This is a genomic window from Mycobacterium sp. NGS62 (assembly GCF_059812285.1).
Genome location: NZ_JCALCK010000004.1, coordinates 245,567 through 263,776, shown reverse-complemented (window position 1 = coordinate 263,776; position 18,210 = coordinate 245,567). Strand labels below are relative to the sequence as shown.

General features: G+C 66.4%; 19 protein-coding genes. 7 read left to right on the top strand and 12 right to left on the bottom strand.

Annotated elements, in window-relative coordinates; all coding sequences use genetic code 11:
- Positions 1–15: 15 nt before the first annotated feature.
- Positions 16–1,842: an Hsp70 family protein gene (locus tag AC5Y49_RS13360; RefSeq protein WP_499887685.1), complete on the bottom strand. Its 1,827-nt coding sequence runs from the start codon at positions 1,840–1,842 to the stop codon at positions 16–18.
- Positions 1,843–2,080: 238 nt separating this feature from the next.
- On the opposite strand from AC5Y49_RS13360, the gene AC5Y49_RS13355 reads away from it, so the two are divergent.
- Positions 2,081–2,272 carry a hypothetical protein gene (locus AC5Y49_RS13355; RefSeq protein WP_499887684.1) on the top strand — a complete coding sequence of 64 codons (192 nt, stop codon included), beginning with the start codon at positions 2,081–2,083 and terminating at the stop codon, positions 2,270–2,272.
- Here the strand turns inward: AC5Y49_RS13355 and AC5Y49_RS13350 are convergent.
- Entirely contained in the window at positions 2,251–2,664 is a 414-nt protein-coding gene (locus AC5Y49_RS13350; protein ID WP_499887683.1) for a hypothetical protein, read from the bottom strand. The genes AC5Y49_RS13355 and AC5Y49_RS13350 overlap by 22 nt on opposite strands.
- Positions 2,665–2,672: 8 nt before the next feature.
- Between AC5Y49_RS13350 and AC5Y49_RS13345 the strand changes: the two genes are divergently transcribed.
- Positions 2,673–3,167, top strand: a complete 495-nt coding sequence (locus tag AC5Y49_RS13345; protein WP_499887681.1) for a hypothetical protein — start codon at positions 2,673–2,675, stop codon at positions 3,165–3,167.
- A gap of 179 nt (positions 3,168–3,346) precedes the next feature.
- Here AC5Y49_RS13345 and AC5Y49_RS13340 read toward each other — a convergent pair whose 3' ends face one another.
- The 7 genes from AC5Y49_RS13340 to AC5Y49_RS13310 form a co-directional block, all read right to left on the bottom strand.
- Complete coding sequence (locus tag AC5Y49_RS13340; RefSeq protein ID WP_499887679.1) at positions 3,347–3,847, bottom strand: hypothetical protein; 501 nt, start codon at positions 3,845–3,847, stop codon at positions 3,347–3,349.
- A 9-nt stretch (positions 3,848–3,856) separates the two neighbouring features.
- Positions 3,857–4,795 carry an LLM class F420-dependent oxidoreductase gene (locus tag AC5Y49_RS13335; RefSeq protein ID WP_499887677.1) on the bottom strand — a complete coding sequence of 313 codons (939 nt, stop codon included), beginning with the start codon at positions 4,793–4,795 and terminating at the stop codon, positions 3,857–3,859.
- Between the two features lie 29 nt (positions 4,796–4,824).
- The gene (locus tag AC5Y49_RS13330; RefSeq protein WP_499887675.1) at positions 4,825–5,385 is read right to left on the bottom strand and encodes a hypothetical protein; all 561 of its coding nucleotides are present in this window, start codon (positions 5,383–5,385) and stop codon (positions 4,825–4,827) included.
- A gap of 63 nt (positions 5,386–5,448) precedes the next feature.
- On the bottom strand, positions 5,449–5,937 hold the full coding sequence (locus AC5Y49_RS13325; RefSeq protein WP_499887673.1) for a (2Fe-2S)-binding protein: 489 nt from the start codon (positions 5,935–5,937) through the stop codon (positions 5,449–5,451).
- Positions 5,930–6,805, bottom strand: a complete 876-nt coding sequence (locus AC5Y49_RS13320; protein WP_499887671.1) for an FAD binding domain-containing protein — start codon at positions 6,803–6,805, stop codon at positions 5,930–5,932. Before AC5Y49_RS13320 ends, AC5Y49_RS13325 begins: the two co-directional genes overlap by 8 nt.
- Positions 6,802–7,494 (bottom strand): SRPBCC family protein, encoded by a 693-nt coding sequence (locus tag AC5Y49_RS13315; RefSeq protein WP_499887669.1) that lies wholly within the window; start codon positions 7,492–7,494, stop codon positions 6,802–6,804. Before AC5Y49_RS13315 ends, AC5Y49_RS13320 begins: the two co-directional genes overlap by 4 nt.
- Positions 7,495–7,505: 11 nt before the next feature.
- Positions 7,506–9,839 (bottom strand): xanthine dehydrogenase family protein molybdopterin-binding subunit, encoded by a 2,334-nt coding sequence (locus AC5Y49_RS13310; RefSeq protein WP_499887667.1) that lies wholly within the window; start codon positions 9,837–9,839, stop codon positions 7,506–7,508.
- A gap of 108 nt (positions 9,840–9,947) precedes the next feature.
- Between AC5Y49_RS13310 and AC5Y49_RS13305 the strand changes: the two genes are divergently transcribed.
- From AC5Y49_RS13305 to AC5Y49_RS13285, 5 genes are all read left to right on the top strand, one after another.
- Positions 9,948–11,075, top strand: a complete 1,128-nt coding sequence (locus AC5Y49_RS13305) for an XdhC family protein (protein WP_499887665.1) — start codon at positions 9,948–9,950, stop codon at positions 11,073–11,075.
- On the top strand, positions 11,072–11,605 hold the full coding sequence (locus AC5Y49_RS13300) for a nucleotidyltransferase family protein (RefSeq protein WP_499887663.1): 534 nt from the start codon (positions 11,072–11,074) through the stop codon (positions 11,603–11,605). Before AC5Y49_RS13305 ends, AC5Y49_RS13300 begins: the two co-directional genes overlap by 4 nt.
- A 42-nt stretch (positions 11,606–11,647) precedes the next feature.
- Positions 11,648–12,247, top strand: coding sequence for a TetR/AcrR family transcriptional regulator (locus AC5Y49_RS13295; RefSeq protein ID WP_499888004.1), 600 nt, complete (start codon positions 11,648–11,650; stop codon positions 12,245–12,247).
- Between the two features lie 140 nt (positions 12,248–12,387).
- Positions 12,388–12,834 carry an MmpS family transport accessory protein gene (locus AC5Y49_RS13290; protein WP_499887661.1) on the top strand — a complete coding sequence of 149 codons (447 nt, stop codon included), beginning with the start codon at positions 12,388–12,390 and terminating at the stop codon, positions 12,832–12,834.
- Positions 12,831–15,749: an MMPL/RND family transporter gene (locus AC5Y49_RS13285; protein WP_499887659.1), complete on the top strand. Its 2,919-nt coding sequence runs from the start codon at positions 12,831–12,833 to the stop codon at positions 15,747–15,749. Before AC5Y49_RS13290 ends, AC5Y49_RS13285 begins: the two co-directional genes overlap by 4 nt.
- Positions 15,750–15,844: 95 nt before the next feature.
- Here the strand turns inward: AC5Y49_RS13285 and AC5Y49_RS13280 are convergent, their stop codons facing one another.
- The 3 genes from AC5Y49_RS13280 to AC5Y49_RS13270 are packed head-to-tail and all read right to left on the bottom strand — an operon-like array spanning position 15,845 to position 18,166.
- A complete protein-coding gene (locus AC5Y49_RS13280) occupies positions 15,845–16,519 on the bottom strand; it encodes an enoyl-CoA hydratase-related protein (protein WP_499887657.1) in 675 nt (224 codons plus the stop codon).
- Between the two features lie 19 nt (positions 16,520–16,538).
- The gene (locus tag AC5Y49_RS13275; RefSeq protein ID WP_499887655.1) at positions 16,539–16,721 is read right to left on the bottom strand and encodes a hypothetical protein; all 183 of its coding nucleotides are present in this window, start codon (positions 16,719–16,721) and stop codon (positions 16,539–16,541) included.
- Positions 16,718–18,166: an amino acid permease gene (locus AC5Y49_RS13270; RefSeq protein WP_499887654.1), complete on the bottom strand. Its 1,449-nt coding sequence runs from the start codon at positions 18,164–18,166 to the stop codon at positions 16,718–16,720. The genes AC5Y49_RS13275 and AC5Y49_RS13270 overlap by 4 nt, the downstream gene beginning before the upstream one ends.
- Positions 18,167–18,210 lie beyond the last annotated feature (44 nt).

Sequence of the window (18,210 nt, the reverse complement as noted above, 5' to 3'; positions counted from 1 at the left end):
AGACCGAGTGGCCCGTCAGGGGCCGTAGGTGGGCGTGACCGGCACCAGCGTCGGAACCTGGGCGGTCGTGGGCGGACGCGTCGTGACCGGCGGGTAGGTGAAGGTGGTAGTCGGTTGCGTGGTTGTCGGCATGGTCGTCGTCGGTCGGGTTGTGGTCGTCGTCGGTTGCGTCGTCGTGGTGGTAACGGGCGGCTGGGTGGTCGTCGGCGGTGGTGGCGGCGGTGGGGCCGGATTCACCGGCTCGATCGGTTCGGGGGCGGGCGGCTCGGTCGCGGGCGGCGGTGGTTCCGTGGTCAGCGGTCCGACGCTGGGCAATTGGCTCGGTGTGGGCACGGTGGTCGTGCTTTTGGTGGGGCTCTGGTTGGCGGAACTCAGTTTGAACACCACGACACCGGCTCCGAGAAGCGCCACCAGGGCGGCGGTCGCAGCCACGCTGAACAGCACTCCTGATCGCTTGTACCAGTGCGACCGCTCGGGCGCGGCGGGTGCGGGGGCGGGCGCCGGCGGCGGGGCAGCCGGCGGGGCGGGAGGCGGGGCCTGCTCGTATTCGCCGCTGTGGTCTTCACCGGTATAGGGCAGTGGCTCGCTACCCGTGGAGGCCTCCTGGGACCAGGCCAGGGCGCGATAGGTCGCCGAGCGGGCGCCGTCCTCGACCGATTGTCCCGCGGCCGCGGCGCTGACCCCGGCGGCCCAGCCCGCGGGGACCATTTCGGTTGGGTCGCTCGGCTCGACCTCGTCTAAACCGCGCGGCTCGACCGGGGCGGCGACGGTGGGTCCAACCGCAGTCGGAGGTGCCGCGGCGGCCACACCGCTCGTCGACGATTGCTGTTCGGCGAGGACCGCCGCGCCGATCGCAGCGCTCAGCGTGGGTTGTGGTGTGGTCACCACCGGGACCTGCAGCCGCTCCTCCAACTGGTGAGTGACCAACGGGATGCACGCCCCACCGCCGACCGTCGCGATCGCGGCCAGTTGGGCCCGTTGAATCTCTTTGTGCCGCAACATCTCTTGGACGCAGTTGACGAACCGCTCGAGCGGTCCGGACATCAGGTCCTCCAGCTCCGCGCGGGTGAACCGCACCTCGTCGCCCAGGCCGGGCATCTCGGCGGGCACCACAGCGACCGTCGCCGCGGACAGTTGCTCCTTGACGCGCCGGCATTCGTCGAGTCGGCGCACCGGCGACCCGACCGGCCCGGTGCCCACCGCGTCGGTGCTGCCGGTACCGCGAGCCTGCAGTCGGTTCAGGATCGCGCGATCGACTTGGTCGCCGGAGAATTCGGTGTAGCGGACGGTTTCACCGATGTGCCGAAAGTTCGCTGCCGCGTCGGTGAGGGTGAGGCTGGTGCCGCTCGCGCCGAAGTCGCACAGCGCGACGACGCCGTCGGTCGGGAATCCCGGTTTCGCGTACAGCGCGGCCAGTGCCGTGGTGGCGTCGGAGATCAACGCAGGCAATGCCCCGTTGGGGGTCAGCGCGGGCTTGGCGCGCAATGCCTCGCGCAGCGCAGCGACCGCGTTTTGGCCCCAGTGCCCGGGAACCGCGACCGCCGTGGGCGCGCCGCCGCCAGCGGCGCGGGCCACCGCGTCGAGGGCTTCGGCCGCCAACACGTCGCTGCGGTGGATCGATCCGTCGGGCCCGATGAACGGCGCCGGGTCGTCGACCCGTTCGATGAATCCGCTCAAGATCAGGCCCGGTTCGTTCAACTTCGGGTTGTCCTCCGGGACACCGACCTCGGGTGGCCGGTGGTCGAACACCGTCAACACCGATCGACGGGTCACCGGCGCGCTCCCCACTCGCGCCGCCACCAGGTTTGCCACCCCGACCGACAGCCCGAGCGGATCGCTCATATCGCACACCTCTGTATCCCACATCTGGCCGACCGCCAAGACCCCCATGGCTCACAGCGCCGGCACTGCCCCACGATCCCTATAGTCAGTCCCCCGTTAGGGCGCGCTCTAATCCATCGGTCATCACAGCGGGCCGCACACCCCGCGCGGGCCGAGCCGCGGTCGAGACAAGTTGGGAAACAGCTTGGGGGTTGCTGTGAATACCGGGGTCGTTGGCAACAGGCCAACAGGAGGTTCCGTGGCAAACTCATTGCTGGACTTCGTGTTTGTTCCGGTGCGCAATCCCGATGCCGCCGCACGCTGTGCCGCAGATCCCGCACAATCGATCGCTGGCACCCACCTTACCGATGTGGCCGGTGCCGCCGTCCGCGCCGGAGTAGTGCTGCTGACGACCGCAATGCCAACGGCTCAGGGGATAGAGGGCACGTGAATGTTGGGCAGATCCTGCCACCAGTGATGGCGGGGCTGTTGCTCAGTCGGCGGCGAGTAAGGCTCCGGCGGCAGGGGTTCCTCGGTTGTCTCGGACGGGACCGTCGTGGTGGTAGTGGTGGTGGTCCTGACCGTGGTCTTCGTGGTGGTGGTGGTCGTCGTCGTGGTAGATGACGGTGTAGTGGTGGCGGGCGTGCCGCCACCGCCGCTGGCCAGGATGACCAGGCCGTAGATGATCACCGCGATCAGGATCGCGACCAGCACGCCCCAGCCGGCCAGCGCCCAGGGCTTGAGAAACCAGGGCGACGGTTCGTCGGTGCGGCTGAACAGGTCGTCACCATTGCCGCCCGAGCGCGAGTCGTCGGCGTTGCCAGGTGGTTCGCTGACCCCCACGGCGAGCGATGTTATCGCTTCAGAGGCCCGGCGGCAGCGTGATTGCCGTCGGTATCGGCGGCAGGGTGATCACCGACGGCGCGTTGAACGCTCCCGGCGGGGGTGCGCTGGCGGTAGTGGTGGTCGTCGTCGTGGTCGTCTCACTGGTGGTCGTTGTGGTGGTGGTCGTTGTCTCGGTGGTGGTGGTCGTTGTCGTCGTCGTGGTGCTGGTTGGGGCAGTCGTGGTGGGAGCAGCGGTGCTGGGCGGCACGACCGGCGCGGCGGTGGTCGTCGTGGGGACCGGTGTGGTGGTGGTCGTGGTGGTCGACGACGTCGTCGTGGTGGAGGTACCGCCTCCGCTCACCAATTGCACGATGCCCCAAACGATCAGTGCGATGAGAATTGCGACGGCCACACCCCAGGCGACCAGCGCTGCGGGTTTGCGATACCACGGGGTGGGTTCAGGTTCTGGCGGGGCGCCGCCGCCGTCGTCGTATTCCGGACCCGCCTGGTACTCGTTGTAGTTGCCGGCGTACTGGGTCGGCTCGCCGCTTTGGCCGTAATTGGGCGCGTACTGAGTCGGCTCGTCGCCGCCATTGCCGGGGGGTTCGTAGCCTGTCACGGTGGCTGATGGTAGCTCTGACCATCGCCGCGACACCGGTGCCACGCGGACGGCAGGCCGAGCGGCGGTCGGCGCCTCGGCTCAGATGCCCGGCGGCAGGGTAATCACCGTGTGCGGCAGGGTGATCGTCGACGGCAGATGCGGCAACGGCGGCAACTTGGGCAGATGCGGAGGTTGGTGCGGCGCGGCCGGTGCGGGCTGCCGTGGGGCGGGCGCGTTCTGCGCCGGCGGTGGTGGCGGCGGCGGTTCATTCGAGCTGGACGGCGAGGGACTCGTGGTGGTCGTCGTTGACGACGGGCTGGTGGTGGTCGTCGACGTCGACGACGTCGTCGGGGTGGGCGCGCCACCGCCGCCGGTGGAGAGTTCGACGAGCCCGTAGATGATCAGCGCGACCAGGATCGCCACCACCGTGGCCCAAGCGGCCAGCAGTGAGCGCTTGCGATACCACGGCGTTGGTGCGGCGTCGGACTCGGCGAGCTGAGCAGATTCGATCGGACCGGTCGGTTGTTGTGCGTTCGGGTCGTAGTCGGCCCGCTGAGTGGGCTGGTTGCTTGGATTATCCGGGGGACCGTAACGGGCCACGGATCGATCCTACGACTGTCGCAGCTGGGGCAGCACCTCGTCGGCGAATAGCTGCAGGTGCTCCAGATCCGACATGTCCAGCAGTTGCATATACACCCGCTGTACACCGGTCTCGGCGAACGGCCCCAGCCGGTCGACGATCTCGTCGGGGCTGCCCGCCAGGGGAGAGTTGTCCCGCAGCTCGTCGAGATCACGCCCGATGGCGGCGGCGCGGCGACGGATCTCTGCGTCGTCACGCCCCGCGCACAGCACAAAGGCCGCGGAATAGGTCATCGAGTCCGCCGACCGGCCCACCGCCTGCACTGCGGCGCCGACTCGATCGAACTGGGCGCGGATGGTGTCCAGCGGCGCGAACGGCACGTTGAACTCGTCGGCGAAAGTTGCCGCCAGCCGCGGTGTCCGCTTGGCGCCCATCCCGCCGATGATGATGCGGGGTTGCGGTTGCTGCACCGGCTTGGGCAGCGCGGGGGAGTCGTTGATCGCGTAGTGAGCTCCGGCGTAGTCGAACGTTTCGCCCTCCGGGGTGGTCCACAGCCCGCTGATGATCTCCAGCTGCTCGGTCAGCCGGGCGAACCGCTCGGCCAGCGGTGGGAACGGGATCGCGTAAGCCTGATGCTCCCGCTCGAACCAGCCGGCGCCGATGCCGAATTCGACACGGCCGCCGCTCATCTCGTCGACTTGGGCGACCGACACCGCCAACGGCCCCGGATGCCGGAACGTCGCCGAGGTGACCAGCGTGCCGAGCCGGATCGACGACGTCTCCCGGGCGATACCGCCCAGGGTCACCCAGGAATCCGTCGGGCCCGGCAATCCGTCACCGCTCATCGCCACGTAGTGGTCGGAGCGGAAAAACCCAGAGAAGCCCAACGATTCGGCGGCCTGCGCGACGGCGAGTTGGTCGGCGTAGCTGGCGCCTTGTTGCGGCTCGACGAAAACCCGGAAGTCCACGCCCGACAGACTACGGCTGCTGCCCCTGCTCAGAACGTGTCGACCTTCTCGATGCTGACGAACATGCCGTGGCCGGTGCGCTCATTGGTGAAGCGGGTGCCTCTCTCGGAGGCATCGATCGTCCAGCCCTGCGCGTCATAGGTGCGGTAATCGATGGTCACGGTAGGGATGTCGCCCAGGTTGCCCAGCACCCACTGCACCTCCCCGCTGGCGGTGATATTGACGCCGTTGGCGTGCTCACCGTCCTTGATCGGCGAGTTGATGAACTGCGCTTCGCAGCCCACACTGTCGGTCGCGATCTGGCAGCGTGTCTGACCGGATTTGGTCTCGATGAAGACGTAACCGCTCTGGTCGGGCGGCAGCGCAACAGCCCCGCCCGGCGCGGTCGGGCTCGGCGACGGGCTGGGCATTGGCGGCTTCGCCGTCGGCCGAAGGGACGGCCGGGCGGTCGGGAACGACGGTTCGGGCGCTCCTGCGCCCGGGACCGCTACCGGCTTGCCGTCGGTAGACGTGCTGCAGCCGACCACCAACAGCGCTGCCGCCAGCAGCGACCCGCCGACCCGACCGCGCCTTGCCCTTCGCCCAGACATATCGGAATCAGCGTACGCAGGAGGTGACGCCGGTGACTGCAGTGACGCACCTTGTGCTGGGGGTTATCCCCCGTCTGCTCGTGGCATCACCTCGGCGGCGCGGTGAACGGCGTTGACGATGCCCTGATAGCCGGTGCAGCGGCAGAAGTTGCCGGACAGACCCTCGCGGATCTCGGTGTCGGTGGGCTGCGGGTTGTCGCGCAGCAGCGCGGTAATCGACATGACGAAACCCGGTGTGCAGAAACCACATTGCAGGCCGTGGCATTCACGCAGTGCTGATTGCACCGGCGACAGCTCGCCGTCGGGGGAGGCGACGCCTTCGACCGTCGTCACCTCCATGCCGTCGGTCTGGACGGCGAAGATCAGGCACGATCGCACCGCCGCCCCGTCGAGCAGCACGGTGCATGCGCCGCAGGCACCGTGCTCGCAGCCCAAGTGGGTGCCCGTCAGCCCGCAGTGTTCGCGCAGATAGTCGGCCAGCGTCAGCCGCGGCTCGACGATCGCTTCGGTCGGGTGCCCGTTGACCGATACGCGGACCGGCAATTCATTCACTGCGTGCCTCCTGAAGCGCCTGAGCCCAGGCACGCCCCACCATCGCGGCGCCCACTCTGGTTCGGTATGCAGCCGATCCCTGCAGGTCGGCGGGAACATCGTCGAGGTCGGCCATGGCCAGCTCACCGATCTGCTGGGACGTGATGTCGTCGACGGGACGGCCGAGCACCGCTTGCTCTGCGGCCGACGCCCGCACTGGAGTGGACCCGAGCCCAAGCAGCCCGATACCGCACCGGCTGATCCGGTTGCCGCCGTCGAACTGGACCGCTACCGCGGCGCCGGCGATCGCGAAGTCGCCATGGCGGCGGGCGAACTCCTCGATGGCGAAACCGGACCGGCCGCCCCACACCGGAAAGCGCACGGCGGTCAGTATTTCGCCGGACTCCAGTGAGTTCTCCCACAGCCCGGTGAAAAAGTCGTCGGCGGCGATCTCCCGGCTGCCCGTCGACGACACCGTCTCCATCTGCGCGCCGAGCGCCAGCGCCACCGCGCCGTACTCCGCCGCGGGATCGGCGTGGGCGATCGAACCACCGAGGGTGCCCCGGCTGCGGATCTGAAAGTGCCCGATCAACGGCGTGGCCCGGGTGAGCAGCGGAACGGAATCGGCGACCTCGTCGTCCATTCCGACCAATGCGTGCGGGGTCGCCGCGCCGATCCGCACCTCGTCGCCACACAGGTCGATGCCCACCAACTCGTCGACACGCGAGATGTCGACGAGGTTCTCGAAGTAGGTCAGGCGCATCGCCAGCATCGGCACCAGGCTCTGCCCGCCGGCCAGGATCTTCGCCTCGTCGCCGTACTCGTCGAGCAGGCCCACCGCCTCTTTGACCGACTCGGGACGGTGGTAGGCGAACGGGGCGGCTTTCATGACAGCAGCCGGACCAACGCGGCCTGCAGATCCTCGGCCAGTACTGGATGGGCACGCGCCCGCCGGTTCCGGCGGCCCAGCAGAAACCCGAGCGCTGCCCCGGCGGCAAGACCGGCGATTACCGGCACGGCCCGCCTGGCCAGCGGAAGCGCGACCACCTTGAGGAGGTCGACCGAATCGGTCGCGGGATCCTGCGTGGCCGGAGCGGATGCCGTTGCCGCCGAGGAGGGTTCAGTGCCGACTTGGTCGCCGAGTAAGTCGGCCTCGAGCCGTTTGGCGAACTGGGCGATCAGGTTGGTGGACACGTCGGCCAATACGCCGCGGCCGAACTGGGCCGCTTTGCCCGAGATGGTCAGGTCGGTGGTGATGACGACGGCCGTCGCCGCCCCCTCGTCTTTGAGCTGGGCGGTCACCACCGCGGCGGCGTTGCCGTTGCCGCGGGTCTCTTTGCCGTTGGCTTTGAGTACCACCCGCTGGGCGGCCGCGTCCTTTTCCTGGAAGGAGGCGATTCCCTGGTAGGACACGGTGATTGGGCCCACCTTGACCTTGACCGCACCGGTGAACTCGTCGCCGTCGACGCTCAACAAAGTGGCGCCGGGCAGACAGGGGGCAACCCGTTCGACGTCGGTGAGCACCTCCCACGTCTTGGCCGGCGGTACCGCGACACGAAATTCGTTGTTGAGCTCCAACTTCGGGATCCTTACTTGTCGTGAGCTTGCTCGAGCAGCGAAACGATCGACGCCGGGCTGGCGGGCAGATGAGTCAGCGTCACGCCCATCGGCGCCAGCGCGTCGTTGATCGCGTTGATCACCGCCGGCGACGACCCGATGGCCCCGCCCTCGCCGACACCCTTGTAGCCGCCGACCCCGGGGCCGGGAATTTCGACGTGACCGAACTCGATCGGCGGCACCTCGGTGGCCGTCGGCAACAGGTAGTCGACGAACGTCGACGACAGCGGGTTGCCGTCGTCGTCGTAGACCAGGTTTTCCATCAGCGCTCCGCCGATGCCCTGCACTGTCCCGCCGGCGATCTGGCCTTCCACCACATTGGGATTGATCATCGGGCCGACGTCTTCGCTGACGATGTAGCGCAGCAGCTTGACGTGGCCGGTTTCCACGTCGACCTCGCAGGTGCAGGCGTGGGTGGCGTTGGCCCAGTGGATCGGCGCCTGCGAGGTGAAGCGTGCCGTCGCCTCCAGCGACGCCGACGTCCCCGGCGGCAGTTGCTGCGGCTCGTAGTAGGCCCGGTACGCCAGATCGGCGAAGCTCACGCTCTTCTCGGGATCGTCGTGCACGGTGACGCGTGAATTCGCCAGTCCCACATCTGTTTCCGCCACGCCGAGATAGTGCGCAGCCATCGCCACCACCTGCGTGCGCAGCATGCCGCCCGCCTCGTTGACCGCCCCGGCCGTCATCGGACCGCTGCGGCTGCCCTGGGTTCCCGCCCCGTAGGGCGTGACCGCGGTGTCGCCCTGGATGCAGGCCACGTCGGCGATGTCGGCGCCCAGCGCGTCGGCGGTCAACTGGACGACGGTGGTTTCGATGCTGTTACCGGTCGAGCCCCCGTTGACGTAGACGTTGATCTTGCCGGTCGACTCGATGCGGATGGTGGCGCCCTCGGTGGCCAGATGGCCGGTGGCCGCACCGGTCGGCTCGATGTAGGCCGAAAACCCAAGTCCGATATAGCGTCCCTGCGCCAGTGCTTCACGCTGCTCTTTGCGGAAGCCTTCATGGTCGAGGATCTTCACCGCCTGCTCGAACGTGTCGTTCGGCGCGACGTGGTCATACGGCATGCCGTTGGGGTTGAAGTAGGGCATCTCGTCGCCGCGAAGGATGTTGCGCCGCCGTAGCTCCACCGGATCCATGTCCATTTTGCGGGCGGCGATATCGAGCAGGATCTCGCGGGCCAGCGTTTCGTACTGCCACGGCCCGCGGTAGGCCGCCAGTCCGGCGGTGTTGGAGAACACCGTCTTGTAGTTGAAGCTGGCCTTGGGCACCCGGTAGGGGCCGGGGAAGAACATGCCGATCGCGGCGGTGGTCAACACCGGATACGGCGTGGGATAGGCGCCGATGTCTTGAGCGAAGTCGATGTCGGCTGCCAGCAGCGTGCCTTCGTCGTCGAAAGCCATTCGGGCTCTGCCGTTTACGTGACGTGCCTGTCCGGCCGACATCAGGTTCTCGCGGCGATCCTCGATCCACTTCAGCGCCGCGGGCACTTTGCGCGCGGCCAGCATGATGCACATGTCTTCGCGCATCGGCACCACCTTCTGGCCGAAGCCGCCTCCGGTGTCGCGCATGATGACCCGTACTCGTTGCGCCGGAATGCCCAGTAGGCGCGCGGCGAATGCCCGCAGCTCGTGCGGTGTCTGGGTGGATGCCCAGACGGTGAGTTCATCGGCCGCAGAGGACCATTCGACGACCATGCCGCGCGTCTCGATCGGCACCGGCAGATAGATCTGCTGATAGACGTTTTCGGAGACCACGCACGCGGCGGCCGCGAATGTCTCCTCGTCCGGCGGTGCTCCGGCCATGCCGCCGGCGACGTTGTCGGGATACCCCTCGTGGATCACGACGTCGGAGCCTTGGGCGGCGGTGAAGTCGGCGATCGCAGGCAGTGGCTCGTAGTCGACCTCGACTAGTTCGACCGCGTCCTCGGCCACGTACCGGCTCTCGGCCACGACGAGGGCAACCGGGTCGCCGACGAACTTGACCTCGCCCTCGGCCAGTGGCGGGCGCGGAGTATCCGCGACGTCCTTGCCGGCTACCGCATGCCAGGCTTCTTTGACGCACGGGTTGAGGTCGGCCGCGACGAACACCGCCCGCACGCCGGGCAGCGCCAGCGCCGCGGAGGTGTCGATGCCGTCGATGCGGGCGCGGGCAAACGGGCTGCGCACGAAGCAACCGTGCAGCATGCCCGGCCGCGTGACGTCGTCGACGAACGTGCCCCGGCCGGTGAGCAACCGGGTGTCTTCGACCCGTTGCACCCGAGTGCCCGCGTATCGAGGGGCGACGGTCCGTTGCGCCAGGTCAGCCATGCCATCGCTCCATCTCGCTTCAGCAGGTTATCGCATTATGAGAAGTGCAATGCCATTATATGAGAGTGCGGTTATCACAGTCGATAGCCCGGGTGCCACGGAGTGGTCGTGCGTGACGTCTTGCCGGAGTTGACCTCGGTTTGGAGAACCGGTGGCATCGCGGGCGTCGCGACCGTGGTGCGCACGATGGGCTCGTCGCCGCGGCCGGCGGGTGCGGCGATGATGGTGGCGCCGGACGGAACGGTCGCCGGCTCGGTGTCCGGCGGGTGCGTAGAGGCGGCGGTCTACGACTTGGCCACCGAGGTGGCGCGCGCCGGGCGACCTGAACTGCAGCGCTACGGCATCAGCGCTGACGATCCGTTCGCTGTCGGCCTGACCTGCGGCGGGGAAATCGACATCTTCGCCGAGCCGATCTCCCGGCACACCTTCCCGCAATTACAGGTGGTGGCCGATCGCATCGCCACCCACCGCCCCACCGCGGTGGCAACCGTGATCGCCCACCCCGACCCCGGCCGACTGGGTTGCCGGATGGTCATCACCGCCGATTCGCTCGACGGCTCGCTGGGGTCGGCGCGGACCGACGCCGCCGTCGCCGACGACGCCCGCGGCATGCTGGCCGCCGGGCGCACCGGTGTACTGACCTACGGTCCGGACGGCGAACGCCAGGACATCGGCATGGAGGTGTTCGTCGCCAGCCACGCACCACCACCGCGGATGCTGATCTTCGGTGCCATCGACTTCGCGGCGGCGCTGGCACGACAGGGTGCCTTCCTCGGATACCGGGTCACGGTGTGTGACGCTCGCCCGGTGTTCGCCACCCGGGCCCGATTCCCGACCGCCGACGACATCATCGTCGACTGGCCCGACCGCTACCTGCGCGCGCAGGCCGCGCAGGGCGCGATCGACGCGCGAACCGTCGTCTGCGTGCTCACCCACGATCCCAAGTTCGACGTACCGCTACTCCAGGTGGCGCTGCGGCTGCCCACTGTCGGCTATGTCGGTGCGATGGGTTCCCGTCGCACCCACGACGACCGGCTGGAGCGCCTGCGGGCGGCCGGACTGACCGGAGCTGAGCTCGACCGGCTTGCCAGCCCGATCGGCCTGGATCTCGGCGCTCGCACCCCGGAGGAAACCGCGGTGTCGATCGCCGCCGAGATCATCGCCCGGTGTTGGGGCGGTGGTGGGCGACCGCTGACCGAGGTCGACGGCCGCATCCACCACGACGTGGGGCCATGATCGTCGGGGTGCTGCTGGCGGCCGGCGCCGGCCGCCGCTATGGCAAGCCGAAGGTGCTGGTCGACGACTGGCTGGAGATCGCGGTGGGGGCGCTGCGCGGCGGGGGATGCGACAACGTCGTGCTGGTGCTCGGCGCCGCCGAGGTGCCCGCCCCCGCCGGTGTCATCGCGGTCACCGCACATGGCTGGCAGGACGGGCTGAGCGCATCGGTGCGCACCGGTTTGGCCGCCGCTGATCGCCTGCAGGCCGACTACGCCGCGCTGCACGTCGTCGATACTCCCGACGTCGGGGGCGACGTGGTGAGCCGAGTCTTGCAGCGGGCATTGACATCTCGCGGGGGTCTGGCGCGCGCGACGTTCGGCGACCGGCCCGGCCACCCCGTCGTCATCGCGCGCCGGCATTGGCCCGAGGTGCTGGCCAGCGTCAGCGGCGACACCGGCGCTGGCGCCTACCTGCGCGATCGGGCGGACGTCGAGAACGTCGACTGCAGCGACTTGGCCAGCGGCCGTGATATCGACGAACCCGTCTGAACCCGCCGGTACGGTACTGGACAGTACTAAATGACGGACTCTATTGTGGGCGCTGTGACCCAGGTTGCCGACTGCGCAGCGGACCCCTCGCCGTGGTCGCCGCGCGAAACCGAGTTGCTTGCGGTGACATTGCAACTGCTGCAGGAACACGGCTACGACCGGCTGACGGTGGATGCTGTCGCGGCCACCGCCCGAGCCAGCAAGGCCACCGTGTACCGGCGCTGGCCGTCGAAAGCCGAGTTGGTGTTGGCCGCGCTCATCGAGGGGATCCGCCAGGTCGCCGTCCCGCCCGACACCGGCACGCTGCGTGGCGATTTGCTGCGCTTGGGCGAGCTGGTCGCGCAGGAGACTCGCGAGCATGCCGCCACCATCCGCGCGGTGCTCGTCGAGACGTCACGCAATCCCGCGCTCAACGAGGTCATGCAACACGAATTCGTCGACGAACGGAAGGCCCTCGTCCGTCACGTGCTGCAGCAGGCGGTCGACCGCGGTGAAATCGCTGACACCGCCATCAATGACGAACTGTGGGATCTGCTGCCCGGCTATTTGATCTTCCGGTCGGTCGTCCAGGATCGGCCGGCCAGCCCGCAGACGGTGCAAACCCTCGTCGACGACGTCATTCTCCCCAGCCTGACCCGCTAGGGCAGCCATCGCCCGACAACCGAACTGTATACGGCAGCGTCTCTTGTGCAGTCCGGTCCGGTACCGTACTGTTCTCCTAGGTTTCCTGCTCAACACAGCGACGATGACCTCGGCGTCACCGGTGATCGAAAGGCCAACGGGTGAAGCGGCGTTCAGTCTTCGGCCTGGTCAGGCGCTGGTGGATGGTGCTGATCACCGTCGGGGTGGTGACGCTCGCGGGTTTCGGCGTATATCGGCTGCACGGCATCTTCGGCTCGCACAACGACACGTCCACTCCGAGTGGCGTCCTGAATGACAGCGTTCCGTTCAATCCGAAGCGCGTGGTCTACGAGGTTTTCGGTGACCCGGGAGCGGTGGCCACCATCAACTATCAAGACATCCACGCGGTGCCACAGCGAGTCGACCACGCTCCGCTGCCGTGGAAATACGAGGACATCACGACCGATCCCGCGGTCATTGCCAACCTGACCGCGCAAGGCAACAGCAGCACGCTCGGCTGCCGCATCATCATCAATGACGAGGTCAAGGACGAGAGGACCGTCAACGAAGTGAACGCCTACACCTACTGCCTCGACAAATCCGGATGAGCAACCACCACGCCCCGCGGCGCTTCGTGCCGCACACCATCCGCCGGCTTGCCGTGCCGATCATCCTGTTGTGGGTCGGCGTGGCTGCCCTCACCAACGTTGCGGTACCGAATCTGGAGACCGTGGCCAAGGCGCATCAGGTGGGCATGAGTTCCCCGAGCGCACCGGCGTTGCAGGCGATGAAACACATCGGCAAGGTGTTCGAACAATTCGACTCCGACAGCGCGGCCATGATCGTGCTGGAGGGCGACAAGCCCCTCGGCGACGACGCCCACCGGTTTTACGACACCCTGATCCATCGACTCGAGCAGGACACCAAGCACGTCGAACACATCCAGGACTTCTGGGGCGATCCGCTGACGGCGTCGGCCTCGCAAAGCAACGACGGTAAGGCCGCGTTGGTTCAGGTGTACCTGGCCGGTAATCAAGGCGACGCGTTGGCCGGCGAGTCCGTCGACGCGGTTCGCGACATCGTCGATCACACGCGCGCGCCCGAGGGTGTCAAGGCTTATGTCACAGGCGCGGCGCCGCTGATCACCGACCAGTTCGAGGTCGGCAACAAAGGCATCCTCAAGGTCACGCTGATCACGTTCGTGGTGATCGTGACGATGTTGCTGTGGGTTTACCGTTCCATCGTCACCACAATGCTGGTACTTGTCACGGTCCTCGTCGAACTGGCTGCGGCGCGGGGAGTCGTTGCCGTGCTGGGAAACTCCGGTTTGATTGGGCTTTCCACGTTCTCGGTCAATATCCTCACGCTGCTGGCGATCGCCGCCGGCACGGATTACGCGATCTTTGTGCTGGGCCGGTATCACGAGGCGCGCGGAGCCGGCGAAGATCGAGAAACAGCCTTCGACACGATGTTTCACGGCACCGCACACGTCGTGTTGGGCTCGGGCCTGACGATTACCGGCGCGGTGTATTGCCTAACGTTCGCGCGGCAGCCCTATTTTCAGTCGATGGGCGTTCCCTCTGCGGTGGGGATGCTGGTTTCGGTGCTGACCGCGCTGACCTTGGCGCCCGCCATGCTTGCGGTGGCCAGCCGGTTCGGTCTCCTCGAACCCAAGGTCACCATGAGGACCCGGGGATGGCGGCGCATCGGTACCGCCATCGTGCGCTGGCCGGCACCTATCCTCGTGGTGACAATCGCGGTCGCGCTTATCGGTCTGCTTGCCCTACCGGGATATAAGACAAGTTACGACTCCAAGCCATACTTGCCGGCCGCCACCCCGGCCAAGGTCGGATATGCCGCCGCAGAGCGGCACTTCTCACAGGCCCGGCTGAATCCCGAGTTGCTGATGGTCGAGGCGGATCACGACCTGCGCAACCCCGCTGACATGCTCGTCTTGGAACGGGTCGCCAAAAACGTCTTCCACACCCCCGGCATCGCGAAGGTGCAGGCGATTACCCGGCCGTTGGGGACACCGCTCGACCACAGCTCGATCCCGTTTCAGCTCAGCCAGCAAAGCGTAAGTCAGGTCATGAACCTGAAGTACCAAAAAGACCGTGCTAGCGACTTGCTCAAGCAGGCCGGCGAGCTAAGAAAAACGATCGACATCCTGCAGCAGCAGTATGCCCTCCAGCAGCAAACTGCCGCTGCTACGCACGAGCAGACTCAAAGCTTTCATGACACGATCGGCACAATCACTGACCTGAGAGACAAGATCGCCAACTTCGAAGACTTCTTCAGGCCCATCCGCAGCTATTTCTACTGGGAAAAGCACTGCTACGACATTCCCGTCTGCTTCGCGCTGAGAAACGTCTTCGACGCCATCGACGGCATCGACGAACTCACTGAGCAGTTCGAAGCGATTACCGCGTCTTTGGATAAATTGGATGCGCTCCAGCCCCAACTGGTAGCGCTGATCCCGCCCCAAATCCAAAGTCAGATGACGAATCTGGAGCTGACGCTGTCCAACTACGCGACCAACTCGGGGATCAACAATCAGTCGGCCTTCGCAAATGACAACCCGGCCGCAATGGGGCAAGCCTTCGACAAAGCCAAAAACGACGACTCCTTCTACTTGCCTCCCGAGGTGTTCTCGAACCCCGATTTCAAGCGAGGGCTGAAACTCTTCATGTCGCCGAATGGCAAAGCGGCGCAGATGATCATCACCCATGAAGGTGATCCCGCAACGCCCGAGGGCATCTCGCATATCGACGCCATCAAAAGGGCGGCCAAAGAGTCCGTCAAGGGGACGCCGCTGGAGGGCTCCCACATCTATCTCGCCGGTACCGCCGCGACCTACAAAGACATCCAGGACTCGGTCAAATACGACCTGATGATCGTCGGGATCGCCGCGCTGAGCTTGATCCTGCTCATCATGATGTTCATCACCCGAAGCCTGATCGCGGCGATCGTCATCGTCGGCACGGTGGCGCTGTCGTTGGGCGCTTCATTCGGGCTCTCCGTCCTGGTTTGGCAGGACATCCTCGGGATGCAGTTGTACTGGGTTGTGCTGGCGCTGGCCGTCATCCTGCTGTTGGCGGTCGGATCCGACTACAACCTGCTGCTGATCTCCCGGTTCAAAGAGGAGATCGGCGCGGGGTTGAAGACGGGCATCATCCGCGCGATGGCCGGCTCCGGTTCGGTGGTCACTACTGCCGGCCTGGTGTTTGCCGCCACCATGTCGTCGTTCGCCTTCAGCGCGTTGGTGATTCTCGGCCAAGTCGGTACCACGATTGCGCTGGGCTTGCTGTTCGACACCCTGATCGTCCGCTCGTTCATGACGCCGTCCATTGCAGCGCTGCTGGGACGCTGGTTCTGGTGGCCGCAGCGGGTGCGTCCGCGCCCGGCCAGTCAGATGCTGCAGCCCTACGGATCACGTCCGGCGGTGCGTCAACTGCTGCTCTGGGACGACCCGGAGGAGGACGACGCAGCAGTGTCGAGTGTGAATGCTGGGCTTCGAGTGTGAATCGTGGGATTCGAGTGTGAAACGCGGGCGGGATTTTCGCCCTCAGCCATCCCTGAGTTCACACTCAAATCCCTGAGTGCACACTCAATTTCCGGCTAATCCGAGGATGCAGCGGCATCCGCGATCAGCGCCTCAGCGGCCGCGCCGAACATCGTCTGCTTGATTGCGCCCAGCGTGCCGGGATCCTTCCCGCCGAGTGGCCGCAGCAGGTCAACGGCAGCGGCGGTCACGGCACCTTCGGGTGCGGTCGCATCGACCAGGCCGTGGCTCGCCGCATCGTCCCCGCCGAAGCGCCGTCCGGTGGTCATCGAGGCGACCGCCGCTTGCGGGGTGAGTTTGGCCTGGATCAGCGCGGCCATACCGGGAGTGAACGGAATGCGGATATCCGCTTCGGGAAAGCAGAAGTAGCCGCGGTCGGCCCGCATCACCCGAAAGTCGTGTGCCAGGGCCAACATTGCTCCGGCGCCGAACGCGTGGCCGACCACAGCGGCCGCGGTGGGAATCGGCAGCGTCAATACCCGGGCCAGCAAGGCCTGCACCTGCCCGACGTACCATTGGGTCTGCTCACCATGGGCGGCCAGCCAGTCCAGATCCAGCCCGTTGGTGTAGAACTTGCCGGCTGCTGTGGTGACCAGGCCCTCCGCACCGTTGCTGACGATCTCGTCGAGGTGAGAGTTCAGCTCGTCGAGAAATACCGGCGAGAACCGGTTTTCGTCGTCACCGAGGTCCAGGACGGCGATCTTGTCCTGGTAGGTCAGGCCGACGGCCACGACATCATCCTTTCGTTCATTACGAGAAGTCCCGGAAGGCGAGCGCGAAACCCGTCACCGCGATCACGGCGGCGGCTCCGTAGCCCAGAATCGACCACCAGCCGGCGTGCAGATATGCGGTGACGGCGACAATCGCGATAGCGAGAAAGACCATCACCATTCCGTAGAGCGGCGGTGTGGCCGCATATCGGTTGCGGCTCATCGGTTTCCCTCCTTAGCGGTAGCCATTACCCGGTGGCGGACCAGGTACCAACCGCCGATCAATGCCGGGATCGCCACCGCCAGCGTGCCAATGATCCAGTGGCCGCGCCGATGGTCGAGCATCATCAGCACCAGTACCGCCGCCAGGAAGGCCAATGTGGCGTAGCCGCTGTAGGGAGCTAACGGCATCCGGAAATGGGGCCGCTGCATTTTCCCTGCCTTCGCCGCCCGGTAGAGCCACAGCTGGCACGCCACGATCGTGGCCCAGGCCGCCATCACCCCCATAGCCGCGATGTTGAGCACGATTTCGAAGGCCTGGCCCGGTTTGACCGCATTGAGCACGACTCCGAACAGTCCGATCATGCTGGTCAGCAGGATACCGCCATAGGGCACACCGTTTTTCGACATTCGCGCGGTGAATTTCGGGCCGCTGCCGTTGATCGCCAGCGAACGCAGAATTCGGCCAGTGGAATACAGCCCGGCGTTCAGGCTGGAAAACGCTGCGGTCAGGACCACCACATTCATCAGCGTCCCCGCGCCGCCGAAGCCGATCTTGGAAAAGAATGTGACGAACGGGCTTTCGTGTTCTTTGTAGGCGGTGTACGGCAGCAGTAGCGCCAGCAGCGCAACCGACCCAATGTAGAAGATCGCGATGCGGGCCACCACTGAGTTGATGGCACGGGGCATGACCTTCTCCGGCTCGGCCGTTTCCCCGGCAGCGGTGCCGACGAGCTCGACTGCGGCATAAGAGAATACGACTCCGGAAGTCACGAGCACCAGCGGTAGCAGACCGGTCGGCAGGAACCCACCGTGATCGGACCACAGACTCAACCCGGTGTCCTGGCCGTCGACCTGGTAACGCCCCGCCAAAAAAACCGTCCCGACGACCAGAAACGTCATCAGCGCGACCACCTTGATCAGCGCGGCCCAGAATTCCAGCTCCCCGAAGAGTTTCACCGAAATCATGTTCACCGACACCACCGCCACCAGCGCGATCAGCGCGAGAGTCCACTGTGGGATCACGTGGAACGTCGTCCAGTAGTGGAAGTAATTCGCGATCGCGGTGGAGTCCACGATCCCGGTCATCGACCAGTTCAGAAAGTACATCCAGCCGGCCACGAAGGCCGCCTTCTCACCGAAGAATTCGCGGGCGTAAGAGACGAACGATCCCGACGAGGGGCGGTGCAAGACCAGTTCGCCGAGCGCGCGCAGGATCAGGAACACGAAGCCGCCGCAGATCCCGTAGACCAGGAACAACCCCGGCCCCGCCGACTCCAGCCGCCCGCCGGCCCCCAGAAACAAGCCGGTTCCGATGGCGCCGCCGATCGCGATCATCTGCAGTTGCCGCGGACGCAGCTCCTTGTGGTACCCGGCGTCTTCGCGAGTCAAGAAGTCCGGGGCCGCCTGGCGTACTGCCGGCGTCGGCGCATCGGGCAGCGGTGGCATCGGATTCCTATCGTCGTGACCGGGCGTAACGCGGTGACGCCGGG

What these genes read in the sequence shown, in the direction of transcription:
- AC5Y49_RS13275 (WP_499887655.1), bottom strand. Translation starts at nt 16,721, where the DNA reads ATGAGCCGCAACCGATATGCGGCCACACCGCCGCTCTACGGAATGGTG.
- AC5Y49_RS13330 (WP_499887675.1), bottom strand. Translation starts at nt 5,385, where the DNA reads ATGTCTGGGCGAAGGGCAAGGCGCGGTCGGGTCGGCGGGTCGCTGCTG.
- AC5Y49_RS13360 (WP_499887685.1), bottom strand. Translation starts at nt 1,842, where the DNA reads ATGAGCGATCCGCTCGGGCTGTCGGTCGGGGTGGCAAACCTGGTGGCG.
- AC5Y49_RS13285 (WP_499887659.1), top strand. Translation starts at nt 12,831, where the DNA reads ATGAGCAACCACCACGCCCCGCGGCGCTTCGTGCCGCACACCATCCGC.
- AC5Y49_RS13310 (WP_499887667.1), bottom strand. Translation starts at nt 9,839, where the DNA reads ATGGCTGACCTGGCGCAACGGACCGTCGCCCCTCGATACGCGGGCACT.
- AC5Y49_RS13320 (WP_499887671.1), bottom strand. Translation starts at nt 6,805, where the DNA reads ATGAAAGCCGCCCCGTTCGCCTACCACCGTCCCGAGTCGGTCAAAGAG.
- AC5Y49_RS13270 (WP_499887654.1), bottom strand. Translation starts at nt 18,166, where the DNA reads ATGCCACCGCTGCCCGATGCGCCGACGCCGGCAGTACGCCAGGCGGCC.
- AC5Y49_RS13300 (WP_499887663.1), top strand. Translation starts at nt 11,072, where the DNA reads ATGATCGTCGGGGTGCTGCTGGCGGCCGGCGCCGGCCGCCGCTATGGC.
- AC5Y49_RS13345 (WP_499887681.1), top strand. Translation starts at nt 2,673, where the DNA reads ATGTTATCGCTTCAGAGGCCCGGCGGCAGCGTGATTGCCGTCGGTATC.